Source organism: Methylobacterium sp. UNCCL125 (genome assembly GCF_900116795.1).
Classification (GTDB): Bacteria; Pseudomonadota; Alphaproteobacteria; order Rhizobiales; family Beijerinckiaceae; genus Methylobacterium; species Methylobacterium fujisawaense.
In genome coordinates this window covers 309,480-325,651 of the sequence record NZ_FPBW01000002.1, presented here as the reverse complement: position 1 = coordinate 325,651, position 16,172 = coordinate 309,480, and the positions used below count along the sequence as shown (strand labels likewise).

16 protein-coding genes are annotated in these 16,172 nt (G+C 72.4%); 8 read left to right on the top strand and 8 right to left on the bottom strand.

What is annotated here, in order from left to right; genetic code table 11:
- Positions 1-57 precede the first annotated feature (57 nt).
- A complete protein-coding gene (locus BM396_RS01430) occupies positions 58-354 on the bottom strand; it encodes a helix-hairpin-helix domain-containing protein (RefSeq protein WP_244538785.1) in 297 nt (98 codons plus the stop codon).
- A gap of 389 nt (positions 355-743) precedes the next feature.
- Between BM396_RS01430 and BM396_RS01425 the strand changes: the two genes are divergently transcribed.
- Positions 744-2,609, top strand: a complete 1,866-nt coding sequence (locus BM396_RS01425; protein ID WP_043383052.1) for an ABC transporter ATP-binding protein — start codon at positions 744-746, stop codon at positions 2,607-2,609.
- Positions 2,610-2,718: 109 nt separating this feature from the next.
- Positions 2,719-3,630, top strand: coding sequence for a cell envelope integrity EipB family protein (locus BM396_RS01420; protein WP_043353960.1), 912 nt, complete (start codon positions 2,719-2,721; stop codon positions 3,628-3,630).
- A gap of 278 nt (positions 3,631-3,908) precedes the next feature.
- Here BM396_RS01420 and BM396_RS01415 read toward each other — a convergent pair whose 3' ends face one another.
- Positions 3,909-4,205 carry a DUF3572 domain-containing protein gene (locus tag BM396_RS01415; protein ID WP_043353976.1) on the bottom strand — a complete coding sequence of 99 codons (297 nt, stop codon included), beginning with the start codon at positions 4,203-4,205 and terminating at the stop codon, positions 3,909-3,911.
- A gap of 80 nt (positions 4,206-4,285) precedes the next feature.
- Here BM396_RS01415 and BM396_RS01410 point away from each other — a divergent pair, with 80 nt between their 5' ends.
- The 4 genes from BM396_RS01410 (at position 4,286) to BM396_RS01395 (ending at position 8,048) form a co-directional block, all read left to right on the top strand.
- A complete protein-coding gene (locus tag BM396_RS01410) occupies positions 4,286-4,654 on the top strand; it encodes a response regulator (RefSeq protein WP_043353956.1) in 369 nt (122 codons plus the stop codon).
- Between the two features lie 172 nt (positions 4,655-4,826).
- The gene (locus BM396_RS01405; RefSeq protein WP_043383055.1) at positions 4,827-6,200 is read left to right on the top strand and encodes a PleD family two-component system response regulator; all 1,374 of its coding nucleotides are present in this window, start codon (positions 4,827-4,829) and stop codon (positions 6,198-6,200) included.
- Positions 6,201-6,357: 157 nt separating this feature from the next.
- Complete coding sequence (locus BM396_RS01400) at positions 6,358-7,320, top strand: acetyl-CoA carboxylase carboxyltransferase subunit alpha (RefSeq protein ID WP_043383058.1); 963 nt, start codon at positions 6,358-6,360, stop codon at positions 7,318-7,320.
- On the top strand, positions 7,317-8,048 hold the full coding sequence (locus tag BM396_RS01395; RefSeq protein WP_043383061.1) for a DUF1796 family putative cysteine peptidase: 732 nt from the start codon (positions 7,317-7,319) through the stop codon (positions 8,046-8,048). The genes BM396_RS01400 and BM396_RS01395 overlap by 4 nt, the downstream gene beginning before the upstream one ends.
- A 78-nt stretch (positions 8,049-8,126) precedes the next feature.
- On the opposite strand, the gene BM396_RS01390 is transcribed toward BM396_RS01395, so the two are convergent.
- Positions 8,127-9,047, bottom strand: coding sequence for a LysR family transcriptional regulator (locus tag BM396_RS01390; RefSeq protein WP_043383160.1), 921 nt, complete (start codon positions 9,045-9,047; stop codon positions 8,127-8,129).
- A 274-nt stretch (positions 9,048-9,321) separates the two neighbouring features.
- Between BM396_RS01390 and BM396_RS01385 the strand changes: the two genes are divergently transcribed.
- The gene (locus tag BM396_RS01385; protein ID WP_043383063.1) at positions 9,322-10,485 is read left to right on the top strand and encodes an MFS transporter; all 1,164 of its coding nucleotides are present in this window, start codon (positions 9,322-9,324) and stop codon (positions 10,483-10,485) included.
- A 161-nt stretch (positions 10,486-10,646) separates the two neighbouring features.
- Positions 10,647-12,164: a L,D-transpeptidase family protein gene (locus BM396_RS01380; RefSeq protein WP_043383066.1), complete on the top strand. Its 1,518-nt coding sequence runs from the start codon at positions 10,647-10,649 to the stop codon at positions 12,162-12,164.
- Between the two features lie 4 nt (positions 12,165-12,168).
- Here the strand turns inward: BM396_RS01380 and BM396_RS01375 are convergent, their stop codons facing one another.
- The 5 genes from BM396_RS01375 to BM396_RS01355 form a co-directional block, all read right to left on the bottom strand.
- Complete coding sequence (locus BM396_RS01375; RefSeq protein ID WP_012318839.1) at positions 12,169-12,342, bottom strand: YqaE/Pmp3 family membrane protein; 174 nt, start codon at positions 12,340-12,342, stop codon at positions 12,169-12,171.
- A 131-nt stretch (positions 12,343-12,473) separates the two neighbouring features.
- Positions 12,474-14,066: a c-type cytochrome gene (locus tag BM396_RS01370; RefSeq protein WP_043353934.1), complete on the bottom strand. Its 1,593-nt coding sequence runs from the start codon at positions 14,064-14,066 to the stop codon at positions 12,474-12,476.
- A 31-nt stretch (positions 14,067-14,097) separates the two neighbouring features.
- Positions 14,098-14,451 (bottom strand): hypothetical protein, encoded by a 354-nt coding sequence (locus BM396_RS01365; RefSeq protein ID WP_043383164.1) that lies wholly within the window; start codon positions 14,449-14,451, stop codon positions 14,098-14,100.
- Positions 14,451-14,945, bottom strand: a complete 495-nt coding sequence (locus BM396_RS01360) for a TspO/MBR family protein (RefSeq protein WP_043383069.1) — start codon at positions 14,943-14,945, stop codon at positions 14,451-14,453. Before BM396_RS01360 ends, BM396_RS01365 begins: the two co-directional genes overlap by 1 nt.
- On the bottom strand, positions 14,942-16,168 hold the full coding sequence (locus BM396_RS01355) for a geranylgeranyl diphosphate reductase (RefSeq protein ID WP_043383072.1): 1,227 nt from the start codon (positions 16,166-16,168) through the stop codon (positions 14,942-14,944). The genes BM396_RS01360 and BM396_RS01355 overlap by 4 nt, the downstream gene beginning before the upstream one ends.
- Between the last annotated feature and the right edge of the window lie 4 nt (positions 16,169-16,172).

Genomic DNA, 16,172 nt, shown 5'->3' with positions numbered 1-16,172 from the left:
CCGGGACAGGGGCGAGCCCGGACGACACCACGTGACACCGGGCCGGCCGCGGCCGCCTCACCGCACCGTCACCTGATCCTTGATCTTCTCGTAGACCGACCGGCTGAGCACCCGCTTCGACAGCAGCTGCTCCACCGCGGTGTAGGGCCGCTTGGCAACGATCGCCCGGCCGATGGCGCCGCCGCCGCGCAGGCGGTTGAGATCCGCCACGGAGGCCGTGTTGAGATCGACCACGGCCAGGGCCCGGGGCCCGGCGCTGTCCTCCGCCCGCTCGACCTCGGCCTGACCGGCCGCGTCCTCGCCCTGCGGTTGAGGCGCCGCCTGCGGGGCCGGAGGGTCGGCGGGAACCGCCATCGCGTCGGACGGCATCTGTAACGGCGCGGCGGGCGCCGGGGCCTTGCCGGGCTGCGCAGGCGCGGGCTGCGAAGGCGCGGGCTCGACCGCCGCGGACGGGGCGGACGGGGCGGGTGCCGGCGCGGGCGGCGGGGCCGTCGAGGGTTCGGGAACCGCCGGTGCCGAGGGCGCAGGCGGGGATACCGGTCCGGGCGCCGGGCCCGGCAACAGGACCTGCACCACCGCCGCGAGTATGCCGGCAATGATGAGGAGGACCGAAATTCTGAGGATTGCAGGACCGCTGAGCACGCACCACTCGACGAGGATTAAAACTATATGCATCTACAGTTAATGCTGTCTTTGCGCGTCGTCCAATCCACGTCCGAAATCCGGTGAGCAATCCCCAGGGGATGAGCGCGCGGACGAGGCTCGGCGCACGCCTGGGCGAGCGGCTCGGGGAGCGCCTGGGCGCCCTGCGCTACCTGCCGACCCTGTTCCGGGAGATCGCCGCCGCCAGCCCGCGCCTGCTCGCGGCGAGCCTGTCGCTGCGCCTCGTGGCGGCCTGCCTGCCGGTCCTGATGCTGTATCTCGCCAAGCTGATCCTCGACGGGATCGTGGCCGAGCATGCCCGGCCGGCGCCAGGGGCGGGGCTGGCGGACTGGCTGGCCGATCCCGGCCGGGCCCGGCTCGCCGGGCTGGTGGCGGCCGAATTCGGCCTCGCCCTGGTCTCGGACCTCACCGGCCGTCTCGCGAACCTCACCGAGACCCTGATCGGCGACCTCTACGCCAACGCCGCCTCCCTGCGGCTGATGGCGCACGCCGCCGCCCTCGATCTCGCGCAGTTCGAGGACAGCGCCCAGCAGGACCGGCTGGAGCGGGCGCGCCGGCAGGTCAGCGGCCGCACCGGGCTCATCGGGACGGTGTTCGGCCAGTTGCAGGGGCTCCTGACCCTCGCGACCCTGGCGATCGGCGTCGCGGCCTTCACGCCCTGGCTCGTGGTGCTGATCGCCGCCGCCCTGGTCCCGGCGGTCCTCAACGAGTGGCATTTCACCAAGGCCGGCTACCGCCTCGCCTGGATCCGCAGCCCGGAGCGCCGCCGGATCGACTACCTGCGCTACCTCGGCGCCAGCGTCGAGACCGCCAAGGAGATCAAGCTCTTCGGCCTCTCGGACTACCTGACCGGCCTCTACGGGACGGCGGCGCGCCGACTGCTCGCCGAGAACCGCAGCCTCGCCGTCGCCCGGGCCGGCTGGGGCTTCGCCTTCGCGAGCCTCGGGACGCTCGCCTACTACGCCGCCTACGCGGTGATCGTCTGGCGGACGGTGGCGGGCACCTTCTCGGTGGGCGATCTCGCCTTCCTGGCCGGCGCCTTCCAGCGCCTGCGCGGCGGCCTGGAGGGACTGCTCCTCGGGCTGACCCAGATCACCGGCCAGGCGCAGTACCTCGACGACTTCTACTCCTTCTTCGCGATCCGCCCGCAGATCCGCTCGCCCGCGCAGGCCGTGCCGGTGCCGCGCCCGATCCGGGAGGGGCTGGTCTTCGAGGATGTCGGCTACCGCTATCCGGGCACGCAGGCCTGGGCGCTGCGCCACCTCTCCTTCGCGATCCGCGCCGGGGAGACGGTGGCGCTGGTCGGCGGCAACGGCGCCGGCAAGACCACGATCGTCAAGCTGATGACCCGGCTCTACGACCCGCACGAGGGCCGGGTGCTCCTCGACGGGGTGCCGCTCACCGCGTACGACCTCGACGAGCTGCGGGCGCGGATCGGGGCGATCTTCCAGGACTTCGTCCGCTTCGACCTCACGGCGGGCGAGAACGTCGCGGTCGGCCGGATCGAGGCCGCCGGGGACGCGGAGCGCATCGCGGCCGCGGCGGCCCGGGGGCTGGCGGCGCCGGTGATCGAGCGCCTGCCCGAGGGCTACGCCCAGCCCCTGGGCAAGCGCTTCGCCGGCGGCCTCGACCTCTCCGGGGGCGAGTGGCAGAAGGTCGCGCTGTCCCGGGCCTACATGCGCGAGGCCGAGATCCTGATCCTGGACGAGCCGACCGCGGCCCTCGACGCGAGGGCCGAGCACGACGTCTTCGCGCGGTTCCGGGAATTGTCGGCCGGGCGGACGGCGGTGCTGATCTCGCACCGCTTCTCCACCGTGCGCATGGCCGACCGCATCCTCGTCCTGGAGGGCGGCCGGGTCCTGGAGGAGGGCGGCCACGCCGCCCTGATGGAACGGCGCGGCCGCTACGCCGAGCTGTTCACCCTGCAGGCTGAGGGCTACCGGTAGGGGAGCCGGAAAGCGGGGGCGGGGCCCTCGGGACGCCCCCGCGGCCCGGCCCAAGCATTGCCCGATTCCCTGAGCCTGCTATCTGCGGCGGACCGAATCGAGGTTGTCCATGCGCCTGCGCCTCTTCCGACTGCTGACGGCCGGCCTTCTCGTCTGCGCCGGGAACGCCCAGGCGGCCCCGCCCGCCGGGCCCGAACCGGCGGCCAAGCCCGAGGCGGCGACCCCGTCGCCCGAGATCGTCCTGGCCAACCATCGGGCGGTCTACGACCTGTCGCTGGCCGAGGGCGGAGGCACCCGCTCGGTGGAGAGCGCCCGCGGGCGCATCGTCATCGACTTCCGGGGGGATGCCTGCCGGGGCTACACGATGCTGACCCGCCAGGTGACGGAGCTGTCCTCCGGCGAGACCGGCACGCGCCTGTCGGACATGCGCAGCACCACCTTCGAGGGCGGGCAGGGGCGCGAGTTCCGGTTCAAGACGACGACGCTGACCAACAACAAGGCCGCCGCCCCGGTGGACGGGACCGCCTCCGAGCAGGGCGACGCCCTCACGGTTAAGCTGAAGGGCGGCCCGAAGCCGTTCACCGTGGAGGGGCCGGTCCTGTTCCCGAGCGAGCACATGCGCCGCCTGATCGCGGCGGCGCGGGCCGGCCAGTCGACCCTCTCGGTCAAGGTCTACGACGGCTCGGACGACGGCAAGAAGATCTACGACACCTTCGCGGTGATCGGCCACACGGAGACCGGCCCGGCTTCGGCCGCGGGCTCCGACCGGGACAAGCCGCTGCGCGACGGTTCGCTCGCCGGCATGCCGCACTGGCCGGTCCGCCTGAGCTACTACACCGAGGGCGCCGGGGAGCGCACGCCGATCTACACCCTCGGCTTCGACCTGTACGAGAACGGCGTCAGCGGCGCGCTCAAGCTCGATTACGGCGATTTCGCCATCCTGGGCGACATGACCGCCCTCGACATCGACGCCAAGGCGGGGCGGAGCGACAAGGACGCGGGGAAGGGCTGCACGCCCTGAGCGCCGGTGGGCAGAGGGCGCGCACCGTTCCGACCATGCTCCCGGGCTCCCGGGCCCGCCGATCCGATCGGGGGGCGGGTCGCGCGTTGGGTCGCGGCCCCCCTGTGCGCGGGCTCGCCGATCCCCACGTCGTGTGCCAGCCATCCACCGCGTGAGAGACCAGCGCCCGGGACCCATGCCTCATGGTGCTGGGCCAGGGGCAGGCCGGGCGCGGATCGCGGGCAGGCCCGGGATCCGCGGGCGGGACGCGCGCAGCGGTCCGCGTCGCGCCCGAGGTCTTACGCCCATTCGTCATCCGGCCGCGGCGACAGCCGCTGCCACGCCGCGGCGATCCGCTCCGGCTTGACGCCGAGACCGTTCGCGCAGGCGACGAGGACGTTCTCGTCGCCCATCACGTGGTCGAGGACGCCCACCAGGAAAGCCGGCTCCCGGGCGCTTTCGCGCAGCGTGTCGGGGCTCAATCCGCTCGCCGCCAGGAAGGGCAGGAGCCGGTCCTCGTCCCCCGCGATCCACAACAGAACGTCCAGGGCGAGCCGTTCGGCGGACTCATCCCCTTGAAGAGGTTTGCCATTCATCAACATGTGAACGCTACAAAGGTGACGGAGGGGCTTCACCGCCCACTAATCATGATCGGCGCGCACCGGGACATCGGATCATGAAGAAGACGGTGCTGATCGTCGAGGACAACGAGTTGAACATGAAGCTGTTCAACGACCTGCTGGAGGCGAACGGCTACGCGACCCTGAAGACCGCCCACGGCATCGAGGCGATCGAACTGGCCCGCGCCCATCATCCCGACCTGATCCTCATGGACATCCAGCTCCCCGAGGTCTCCGGGCTCGAGGTGACGAAATGGCTCAAGGAGGATGACGACCTCAAGGGCATTCCGGTCATCGCCATCACGGCCTTCGCCATGAAGGGCGACGAGGAGCGGATCCGCGAGGGCGGCTGCGAGGCCTACCTGTCGAAGCCGATCTCGGTTGCGAAGTTTTTGGCAACGGTTCGGGCCTATCTTGAGCCGTGACCACGCCGGCGAGGCGCGCCGTTGAACCGGTCACCCGATCCGTCCGGGTCGGGTGACCGGTTCAACCGTCCGTCCTGTCGTATCCGCCCAGGCCCCTGCGGCTGACCGGCGGCGCGCGCCACGGCACACGGTGCCCGGTCCGGGCCGCTCCACCGCGCCCCTACGAGGAAGCATGTCGGCCCGTGTCCTGATCGTCGATGATCTGTTCCCGAACGTCAGGCTTCTGGAGACGAAGCTCGGCCTGGAATATTTCGACACGCTCGCGGCCATGAATGGCCGGGACGCGATCGCGATCTGCGAGAAGGGCCTCTGCGACCTCGTCCTGCTCGACGTGATGATGCCCGGCATGGACGGGTTCGAGGTCTGCCGGCACCTCAAGAACAACCCGCTCACGGCCCATATCCCGGTGGTGATGGTCACGGCCCTCGACCAGCCGGCGGACCGCCTGCGCGGCCTCGACGCCGGGGCCGACGACTTCCTGACCAAGCCCGTGGACGACACCGCCCTGTTCAGCCGGGTGCGCAGCCTCGTGCGCCTCAAGGCGGTGACCGACGAGCTGCGCCAGCGCGCGCTCGCCTCGCGCGAATTCGGGATCGGCGATCCCCTGGCGCTGGCCACCGCCGAGACCGGCCTCGATGCCCGGATCCTGCTCATCGAGGACCGCCCCGGATCGGCCGAGCGCCTCGCCGGGGCCCTGCGCCAGCACCACGTCGTCACGGTCGAGCCCGATCCGCAGGCGGCCCTGCACCTCGCCGCCGAGGCGCCCTTCGATCTCGCCCTGGTCAGCCTCGATCTGGCGGGCTTCGACGGCCTGCGCCTGTGCAGCCAGCTCCGGTCGCTGGATCGGACCCGGACGATGCCGCTGATCATGCTGGCGGAGGAGCACGACCGCGCCCGGGTCGTCCGCGGCCTCGATTTCGGCGTGCACGACTTCCTGATGCGCCCGGTCGACCGCAACGAGCTGATGGCCCGGGTCCGCACCCAGGTGAAGCGCAAGCGCTTCACCGAGGCGCTCCGGGGGGCGATGCAGGCCTCGCTCCAGATGGCCGTGATCGACGCGCTCACCGGCTTGCACAACCGGCGCTACCTCGACAACCATCTCGGCACGCTGTTCGGCGACGAGGCCGCCCGCCGGGCCCAGCTCTCCGTGCTCATCCTCGACATCGACCACTTCAAGGGCATCAACGACAGCTTCGGCCACGAGGCCGGCGACGAGGTGCTGCGCGGCTTCGCCGAGCGGGTCCGCCAGCACACCCGGCCCATCGACATCGTGGCGCGCTACGGCGGCGAGGAGGTGGTGGTGATCCTGCCGGAGGCGGGGCTCGGCGAGGCCCAGGGCATCGCCGAGCGCATCCGCGAGCGGGTCGAGGCGGTGCCGTTCTCGGTGCTGGGGGCCACCCGGACGGTGCCCGTGACCGTCTCGATCGGGGTCGCCGTGCGCCGCGGCGAGGATCTCTGCGCCGCCGACATGCTCCGGCGCGCCGACCTCGCCCTCTACCGGGCCAAGGCGGCCGGGCGGAACCGGGTCGAGTCGCAGGCAGCCTGACCCTCCGGCCGCGGCCTGTCCGGGCCGCCGGCCGAGGGCCCGGACCGCCGGCCGGCGGCCCGGTCCGGCAACAGGCCGGTTGACACCACTCCCGCCATCGCCAACACCTCGCGCCCGCCGCCCCCGCGCGGCGGACCCCGGGAAGATCTGTGATACGATGGCGGTGACGCGCACCTACCTCGACTTCGAGAAGCCGGTGGCCGAGCTGGAGGCCAAGCTCGAGGAACTGCGCGCCGTGAGCGCGCGCGACGGCGCGGTCTCCATCGCCGAGGAGGTCGGCCGGCTCGAGGCCAAGGCCGGCCAGGCGCTGGCGGAGATCTACGCGAACCTCACCCCCTGGCAGAAGACCCAGGTGGCGCGCCACCCGCAGCGGCCGCACTTCGTGGACTATTGCGACGGGCTGATCAGCGAGTTCACCCCGCTGGCCGGCGACCGGAACTTCGGCGAGGACGAGGCGATCCTCGGCGGGTTCGGGCGGTTCCGCGGACGGCCGGTCCTGGTGCTCGGCCAGGAGAAGGGCGCCACCACCGAGGCGCGGCTGCGCCACAATTTCGGGATGGCCCGCCCCGAGGGCTACCGCAAGGCGGTCCGGCTCATGGAGACCGCCGACCGGTTCGGCCTGCCGGTCCTCGCCTTCGTCGACACCGCCGGCGCCTATCCGGGCATCGAGGCGGAGGAGCGCGGCCAGGCCGAGGCCATCGCCCGCTCCACCGAGGCCTGCCTCGCGCTGGGCGTGCCCAACGTCGCCGTGGTGATCGGGGAGGGCGGCTCGGGCGGCGCCATCGCGCTCGCCACCGCCAACCGGGTCCTGATGCTGGAGCACGCGATCTACGGGGTGATCTCGCCGGAGGGCGCCGCCTCGATCCTGTGGCGCGACCAGGGCCGCGCCGCCGACGCCGCCACCGCCATGAAGATCACCGCCCAGGACCTGCTGCGCCTCGGCGTCATCGACGGGATCATCCCGGAGGCCACCGGCGGGGCGCATCGCGACCGCGAAGCGGCGATTCGGGCCGCGGGCGACGCCGTCGCCGACGCCCTCGCCCAGTTCGACGGGCTGACGGCCGTCGAGATCCGCGACCGGCGCGCGGAGAAGTTCCTGGCGATCGGCCGGACCCTGTGAGCGAGCCCGGGGCGTCGGGGGGGCTGTTCGGCGCGCTCGGCCGGCTGCTGGGCCGGCGCGACGCGCGGGAGCCGGACCGGCACAACCATATCTCCCTCGGCTGCAACTGCCAGATGGCGCACGTCCTCAAGACGCTCGACCTGCGCCAGTGGTCGGGGCCCCTCGACTGGATCTTCTCCATGCCCGGCATGGCCCGGGACTGCCTCGCCGACGATTTCTCCGCGCTCGTCGACCGGAGCCAGCTGGAGAGCATCCCGGAATCCGAGCGGCGCGGCCCCGGCATCTGGCGGGGGCGCCACCGCCTCTACCGGGAGCGGCATGGCCTCGAATGCGTGTTCAACCACCACGACCCGGCGACGAGCGAGGCGGATTACGCCTTCCTCGCCGAGGGCGTGCGGCGGCTGCGCCGGGCCCTCGACACGCCGGGCACCGACAACCGCCTCTGGATGATGACCCATCTCCACACGCCCCGGGACGTGGTCGAGGCGATCGACGACCTGCTCGGGCAGCGCGCCAGCCGCAACCACCTGACCTTCCTGCAGCTGGAGACCGGGCATCCGCGCATGGCGGTCGCCGAGGCGGTCGACCTGCGGACATCCCTGCGCTGGCTCACCGTGCACACGCCCTCGGAGCCCGTCGGCCTGCGGCTGGCCGACCCGGCCGACGACGCGGCCTTGGTGGAGATCATCCGGGCCGAGGCGGCGCGGCGGCCGGCGCTGTTCGGCTGAGCGGGCGCCAAGCCCGAACTGCGTGGCGCGCGACAGGGCGACGATCGCGCCGACGCGGACGGGCGCGAGGCAATTCCCTCACGGGTGAGCGCCGAAGGCGGCTCCGCGCATCCGCTCCGCCAGGAAATCCACCAGCACGCGCACCCGGGCCGGCATGGCGGGGCCGCCCACGAACACCGCGTGGATCGCCTCGCGGTCCTGCGGGTTGAACGGCTCCAGCAGCGGCACCAGCCGGCCGGCGGCGAGATCCTCGGCGATGTGGAAGTTGCCCACCCGGGTGATGCCGGTGCCCTGCAGGGCGAGCTGGACCAGGGTCTCGCCGTTGTTGGCGGCGACGTTGCCGCCCACCGGCAGGACGCTGTCGTGCCCGTCGACGCGGAACGGCCATCCGGGCTCGGAGCGGCGGAAGCTGAAATCCAGGCAGTTGTGGCCGGCGAGGTCGGCGGGCCGCCGCGGCGTGCCGGCCCGGGCGAGGTAGGCCGGCGAGGCCACCACCGTCCGGCCGGTCTCCCCGAGCCGCCGGGCGGTGAGCGGGCTGTCGGCGAGCGGGCCGAACCGGATCGCCACGTCGGCCCGGCCGCCGAGCACGTCGGCGAGTTCGTCGCTGAGGTCGATCTCCACCGTGATGCCGGGATGGCGCTCGACGAAGGCGGCGAGCAGCGGCACGATCACGAGCCGGCCATGGGCGGTGGCGGCGCTGACCCGGACCCGCCCGCGCGGGCAGCCCCGGTCGGCGAGCGCGGCTTCGGTCTCGTCGAGATCCGCCAGGATGCGGCGCGCGGCGCGCCCGTAGGTCTCCCCCTCGGCGGTGAGCCGGAGGGTCCGGGTCGTCCGCACGAGGAGCCGCGCGCCGAGCCGCGCCTCGGTCCGGGCGACGATCCGGCTGACCGCGGAGGGCGTCAGCCCGAGCCGGCGCGCCGCCCCCGACAGGCTGCCGGCCTCCGCCACCGCCACGAACACCGCCATCTCGCCCGCCCGGTCGACCTTGTCGCGCAGCATCATGCCCGTCCCGCGATGCCCGAAGCCGATCCCGGGCGCTCCGACCCGAGGCCCTCATCCTGGGGTGCCGGAGCGCCCCTCCGACGCCCGCCGGCGCGGGCACCTCACGATGAGGGCGTGATCGGGAGAGCCGCGCAGGATGCCCCCGTCGCCGATCCGTCGGCAAGCCCGCATTCGTGCCGTCGGCGCACAGATCCTGGTCCCGAGCGGGGACTACTGCCCTGGAGACGAATCCGCCACCTGCCTCACCGGAACGAACGGAGATGCGGACCCCATGGCGCTCAACCCACCCCTGCTGGCCCTCGCGGTCGGGGCCTTCGGCATCGGCGTGACCGAGTTCACCCCCATGGGCATGCTGCCCCTGATCGCCGCCGACCTGAACGTATCGATCCCGGCGGCGGGCCTCGTCGTCAGCGCCTACGCGCTGGGCGTAGTGATCGGCGCGCCGCTCGTGACCCTCGCCACCGCGCGCCTGCCCCGGCGGCGCCTGCTGGTCGGGCTGATGGCGATCTTCACCCTCGGCAACCTGATGGCGGCCCTCGCCGACAGCTACGCCATGCTGGTCGCCGGCCGGCTCGTCACCGCGCTGAACCACGGGGCCTTCTTCGGCGTCGGCGCGGTGGTGGCCGCCGGCCTCGTGCCGCCGGAGCGCCGCGCCGCCGCGGTGGCGGCCATGTTCTCGGGCCTCGCCATCGCGACGATCGGCGGCGTGCCGCTCGCCGCCTGGACCGGGGCGATGCTCGGCTGGCGCGCGGCCTTCTGGGGGATCGCCGCGATCGGCGCCGTCGCCATGCTGGCGCTGCGGCTCGCCCTGCCGGAACTCAAGGCCGAAGCGGGCGCCGACCTGTGGTCCGAGCTGCGCGTCCTCGGCCGCGGCCCCGTCCTGGCGGCCCTGGCGCTGACCATGGTGGGGTTCAGCGCGATGTTCACGGTGTTCACCTACATCGCGCCGATCCTGCGGACCGAGACCGGCGCGACGGCGCCGTTCGTCACCGCGATGCTGGTCCTGTTCGGGCTCGGCCTGACCGTGGGCAACTGGCTCGGCGGCCGGCTCGCGGACCGCTCGGTGGACGGCACGATCATCGGCGCGCTGGCGGCGCAGCTCGTCGTCCTCGTGCTGTTCGCCTGGGGCATGCACGGGGCGGCCGCTGCGGCGTTGCTGATCGTCCTCTGGGGTGTCGCGAGCTTCGCCAGCGTGGCTCCGCTCCAGATGCGGGTGATGGCGCAGGCGGCGGACGCGCCCAGCCTCGCCTCGGCGATGAATATCGGCGCCTTCAACCTCGGCAACGCGGTCGGGGCGGCCGTCGGCGGCGCCACGATCGATGCCGGGCTCGGCTACCCGGCGGTGTCTCTGGCCGGCGCCGCCCTGGCGCTGGCCGGCCTCGTCCTCGTGCTCTGGCTGGGTCGCCCCGCCGCGGTCCCGGCCGCCTGTGGATAGGGCCTGCGCCGCAGGCTCTCCACACCGGATAACAATCCAGTGTTGCACCCGCGTCCTTGCGGTAAGGAAGGCGCAAGCTTAACGAGCCTATTGGGTTGGGGAGTGGCACCCGACGCGGCCAGCAAGGCCCGCGGGCGCGCGTAAGACGATCGAGGTTCCCCATGACGGCGCGTCTCGCGACCGCGCGACTGCTGGCGGCAGCGTCCCTGCTGGCCCTGTCGCTCGCCGCCTGCCAGGACGGCTCCGGGATCAACGGCCCGAGCGCGCGCAGCCTCGCGCCGGTCGCCCCCCAGACGGTCGCCCTGATGCAATCCAAGGGGATGCAGCAATCCGACCCGATCCTGATCCGCACCTTCAAGAAGGAAGCGGAGATGGAGATCTGGAAGCGGGGCGGCGACGGCCGTTACGCCCTGCTGAAGACCTACCCGATCTGCCGCTGGTCCGGCCAGCTCGGCCCCAAGACCCGCGAGGGCGACCGGCAGGCGCCGGAGGGCTTCTATACGATCACCCCGGGCCTGATGAACCCGAATTCCTCGTACTATCTCTCGTTCGATACCGGCTTCCCCAATGCCGTCGACCGGGCCAACGGGCGCACCGGCAAGTACCTGATGGTGCACGGCACCTGCTCGTCGGCGGGCTGCTTCGCCATGACCGACGCCACCATCGCGGAGATCTACGCCGTCGCCCGCGAGGCGTTCATCGGCGGCCAGCGCAGCTTCCAGTTCCAGTCCTATCCGTTCCGGATGACGGCCGAGAACATGGCCAAGTTCCGCAACGACCCGAACATCGCCTTCTGGCAGAACCTCAAGGAAGGGTCCGACTATTTCGAGGCCCTGCACGAGGAGCCGAAGGTCGGCCAGTGCGGGACCAAATACGTGTTCGGCGGGGCCGACGCGGCGGCCGGCTCGTGCAAGCCCCATGTCGACCCGCTGGTGGCGGAGAAGAGCGCGCACGACGCCCGCGCGGTCGCCGACCTCGTCGCCAAGGGCACGCCGGCGGTGCGGGTCGTCTACCAGGACGGCGGCCAGAACCCGGTCTTCCGCCCGCAGAACACGAGCGCCTTCGCGAGCCTCGGCGGGACCGAGACGGTCCTGCCCTACGACGCCAAGGAATACGGACGGCACAATCTCGGCGACGTGAGCCGGCCCGAGACCCTGGCGGCGGGCCCGCAGGAGATCGAGGTCACGCCGAAGGGCCAGCCGGTGATGCTGGCCGGCGCCGAGCCGGCGGCCCCCGCCCGGGCCGCGAAGGCCGACGGCAAGGGGCGCGGGCGGGAGCCCGCGAAGCCGGCGGTCACGACGCTCATGGCGAACCGCGCCGATCCCAACGCGCAGGTCGAGACCACGGCGGCCCTGCCCGAGAAGCCCGCGCGGATCGCGGTCGCCGACGCGGACGGCGACCCGAGCAGCTACCAGAAGCTGTTCGGCCAGCTCTTCGCCAAGGACAAGCCGGCCCCGGCGGCACCCCCGACCCCGGCGGTCGACGCCGCGGTGGTGCCGGAGCCGGTGAAGCTCGCCCACGCCGCCGAGAAGGTCGCGCCGAAGGCCGCCAAGGCCCATGCGGTGAAGACCGCCAAGGTCGAGGGCAAGATCGACGGCAAGGCCGAGGCGAAGGCGGAGGGCAAGGTCGAGGCGAAGCCCGCCCTCCGGAAGGGCGAGCCCGAGGGCCGGAAGCCCTGACGGCTCAGACCAGCGGCCGGTCGCGGTTCATCAGCCACAGGGCGTGGACCGTGCCGGGCAGCCAGCCGAGGATCCACAGCAGGATGTTCAGCAGGAACTGCAGGCCGAAGCCCGTGGTGACGAGAACTGCGATCGGCGGAAAGAAGATCGCGAGCAGGATGCGGACGAGGCTGGACACGGACACTCCGGGACGAGGTTCCTGAGGGATCCTCGCTCAAACGACGGGCGCGCCTCTCCGTTCCCGGGACTGTTCGCGCCGCTCCGGTGCCCCGTATCGGAGCCCGGAGCGGCGGCCTGAGGCGTGGCGCCTCAGTTCTTCGCCGGCGGCGGCGTGGTCGCGGACGGCACGTTGGCCGCCTGCTTCTCCGGATGCTTCACCTGGCTGTAGGCGACGTTGGCGAAGGTGCCGATCACCGCGGGCCAGCTCGGGTTGCCGTATTGCGGGTCGTCGCGGCCGACCTTGCAGAACGCCGTGGTCAGGCCGTTGACGATGTCGTCGTCCGTGACCCCCGTGGGCTCCGCCTTCACCTGCTGCACCAGCCGGACGAGCGTCGGGACGAAGTCCTGCTGCTTCAACCCCTTCAGGCTCTCCTGGATGCCGATCTTGTCGAAGGCGGCCTTGAGCTTGTCCTGCTCGATCTCCGCGCAGGGGGCGGTGCCGGCCAGCATGGTCTTGGTGGCGGCGCGCGCCTCGGAGGCCTTGTCGCCGGTCACCACCGGCGCCTTGTTGCCCCAGGAGTTGCGGATGTAGTCGGTGACGTTCCTCACCTCGACGTCGGTCATCTGCTGGCCGATCGCCACCATCGGGGCGAGGCCGCTCTGGGCCGCGAGCCCACCATAGATCACCCGCAGCACCGTCTCGGGCCCTTCGGACTGGACCGAGGTGTTGCCGGCGAGCGCCGGCACCGCGCCCTCGATGCCCTTGCCGTCGGGCTGGTGGCAGGAGGAGCAGTAGGTCAGGTAGGTCGAGGCGCCCGGCGCGTCGGCGGTGTCGAAGGCGGCGAGATCCTTCGGCTTGTAGGTCTGCTTGGCCGGGACCGTGCGCAGGTAGGCGACCATCGCCTTCAGATCCTCCTCCTTCACCTTGGAGAGGGATTCCATGATGGTCTGGCGCATCGGCCCGGCGGCGACGCCCGGCCGGTTGCCCGGGGCGGTGCCGGTCTTGAGATAGGTCACCACCTGCTCGTCGGTCCAGGCGCCGATGCCCTGATGCCCGTCGGGCGTGATGTTGGGGGCGTACCAGCCGTCGATCACGCCGCCGCCGAAGCGCCCGGCGAAGCTCGAATTGCCGACGAGCTTGTTCTCGTTGTGGCACATGGCGCAGTGGCCGAGCCCCTCCACGAGATAGCCGCCGCGATTCACCTCGGCGCTGGCGTTCGGGTCGGGCTTGAAGCGCTCCTCGGTGAAGAAGGCGGTTCGCCACGTCACCAGCGCCGTGCGGACGCTGAACGGGAACGGGATCTGGCTCTCCTGCCGCTTCTCGCTCACCGGCGGGAGCGATTGCAGGTAGGCCCAGATCGCCTTCGTGTCCTCGTCGGTGACCTTGGTGTACCAAGCGAAGGGGAAGGCCGGGTACAGGTAGCCGACATGCTTGCTGTAGCCCTGCCGGAACGATTTCTCGAAGTCGGCATAGGTATAGTCGCCGAGCCCGGTCTCCTTGTCGGGGGTGAGGTTGGGGGTCATGATCACGCCGAAGGGCATGTTCAGGGCATAGTTGCCGGCGAGGTACTTGCCGCCCGGCGCCGTGTGGCAGGCCGCGCAATCGCCCATGGTCACGAGGTACTTGCCCCGCTCGATCTGGTCGGCCGACCCGTCCTGCGCCAGCGCCGGCGCGGCCAGGAACAGGCTCGCCAGGATCGGGGCCGACACGCGGCCGGAGGAGAGGGCTCTCGTGCGCTGCATGCCGCGTCTCCCATCCCGAACTTAGAGTAATTCAGATTCGTGTGCCGCGCGTGAACGCGGCCGTTCGCGGCGTTGTTCCGGCCGGCGCCGGGCTGCGGCGTTGTGCCGTGGCCGTCCGGAACCGCAGGCCGAGATCGGCGAGATGGGCGACGAGCCCGGCGAGCATCCAGGCGGCGACCGCGATCCAGCCGTCGCCCACCAGCGCCGCCCGCAGGGCCAGCATCAGGGCGGCCCCGGAGGCGAGGTTCGCCAGAAGGGACGGCAGCGGCGGGCCGCCCCGGCGGCGAACGAGCCACGCGAGGACGAGCGCCTCCCCGGCGACCAGCAGGAGGATGCCGTCGACGATCCTGCCCGAGGCGAACAGGGGGGCCAGCAGACCCTCCATCACGCCGGCTGCCCGAAGGGCGCGTTGAGGCGCACGATCCGCAGGTTCAGGCAGGCGGCGACGCTGACCCAGGCGAGGTAGGGCAGGTTCATCAGCCCGGCGCCGAGGCTGACCCGGCCGGTGACCAGCATCAGCACGGCGATGGACAGCCACAGGGCCGCCACCTCGGCCAGCGCCCAGTCGGGCCGCCGGAACCGGAAGAACAGCACGCTCCAGGCGATGTTGAGAACCCCGTTCACCGCGTAGGCGGCCAGGAGGACACCCCGCGCGGCGGGATCGGCGTCGCCGTTCCAGGCGAGCACACCGGCCGTGGTGGTGAGCGCGAAGATCACCGTCCAGACCGGGCCGAAGGCCCAGTCCGGCGGCTTCCAGGCCGGGACCCGCAGGCGCCGGTACCAGCCGTCCGTGGTGGTCGCGAGGCCGCCGGCCACGGCCACCAGCACGGCGGCGGCGGCGGCCACCGCGGGCGGCCCCAGGTCGACGGCGAGGCTCACGGGGAGACCCAGCGGAACAGGTGGGCGAGATCCTTGAAGAAGATCCGCGCGTGGGCGGCGGGCTTCGCCCGGACCAGCTCCTTGTTCATGTAGCTGTCCCAGGTGAGCTGCTGGACGTCCTTGTCCCGGCAGATCGAGACGAAGCGCTCGCGCAGCCCGTCGCTGCGGTACCAGACCCACTGCATCATCCCGAGGATCCAGAACACGCGCCCGTGCAGCTTCATGAAGGCCTTGCGCGCCCCGGCCAGGGCGCGCGCGTCCCCGGTCCGCAGGAAGGCGGCGGCGGCCTCGGCCGAGAGCCGGCCACCGAGCATCGCGTAGTAGATGCCCTCGCCGGAGGCCGGCGCCACGACGCCCGCGGCGTCGCCCGCAAGCAGCACGTCCCGGCCGTTGTCCCAGCGCTTCAGGGGCTTCAGCGGCAGCGGCGCGCCCTCGCGGCGGACGGTCTCGGCGTGGTCGAGGCCGGTCGCCGCGCGCAGGGCCCGGATCGAGGAGCGGAGCGAGAAGCCCTTCCTGGCGCTGCCGGTGCCGATGCTGAGCGTATCCCCGTGGGGGAAGATCCAGCTGTAGAAATCCGGCGAGTGGCGGCCCTGGTAGTAGACGTCGCAGCGGGTCGCCTCGACGGCCTCGGCCCCGGGGGTGCCGGCCTCCGGCACCCGCAGGATCTCGTGATAGGCGAAGACCTGCCGCATCTTGGCGTGGCCCGGCACCTCCGCCCGGCCGACCGGCGAGCAGGCGCCGTCGGCGCCGATGACGAGGCGGGCCCGGACGGCGTGGCGGGCGAGATCCGCGCCGGTCCCGGTGGTGAAGTGGACGAGCGGCACCCCGTCGTCGGGCCGGGTGATCCGGTCGTAGGCGGCGTCGCGCAGGTCGGCGCCGGCCTCTTCCGCGCGGGCGCGCAGCCACGGGTCGAAATGCTCGCGGTCGACCATGCCGACGAAGCCCTCGCCCACCGGCATGTCGACGGTCTTGCCGCTCGGCGCCACCATCCGGGCGGACCGGATCTTGGCGACGAGGAGCGCATCGGGGATCGCGAAATCGCGGATCAGCCGCGGCGGGATCGCGCCGCCGCAGGGCTTGATCCGGCCGGGCTTGTCGAGGAGCAGAACCGCGTGGCCGGCCCGGGCCAGGTCGGTGGCCGCCGTGGCCCCGGCCGGCCCGCCGCCGACCACGACGACGTCGTAGGATTCGCGACCGGAGCCGCCTTCGTCCAACCGAGCCATGGCC